The sequence below is a fragment of the Nocardioides sp. CF8 genome (genome assembly GCF_000389985.1).
GTDB classification, from domain to species: domain Bacteria; phylum Actinomycetota; class Actinomycetes; order Propionibacteriales; family Nocardioidaceae; genus Nocardioides; species Nocardioides allogilvus.
The window spans coordinates 4,206,441-4,206,788 of the sequence record NZ_CM001852.1 but is presented as its reverse complement, the minus strand read 5'-3'; the positions used below and the strand labels follow the sequence as shown (position 1 = coordinate 4,206,788).

The 348-nt window shown below is 67.2% G+C and carries 1 protein-coding gene; it reads right to left on the bottom strand.

The genetic code is table 11. The features are described from left to right. A partial coding sequence (locus CF8_RS22795) for a hypothetical protein (protein ID WP_036491701.1) occupies nucleotides 1-311 on the bottom strand: 311 nt, incomplete at its 3' end. Nucleotides 312-348: the final 37 nt, after the last annotated feature.

The following is a 348-nucleotide window of genomic DNA, read 5'->3' as shown; positions in this document are numbered from 1 at the left end:
GTCGGCAGGCTGCTGGCGTGGCCCAGGTCGCCGGTGGCGATGGGGTCGGCGACGGAGTCGTAGTAGATGACCAACGCCTGGAGGTCGCATCCTTCGGGGATGTCTGCAGCTCGCATGCGCGCGACCTGCCGCAGTGTCGTGGCGATCGTCGGCCGGTCCAGTGGCTGGAAGTGTCGCTCGTCGGCGATCTCGATGATTCGGTCAAGGCGGTAGTGGGTGGCGATCCGGGCGAGGTCGTCGTAGTCACGGGGACGGGCGTCCTCGTAGATGACCGTCAGCTTCTGTGCACCTAGCTCGACGGGATCGATCATCGGCCCGTACCGCCCGGGGACCGGGTCGAGGAGGATC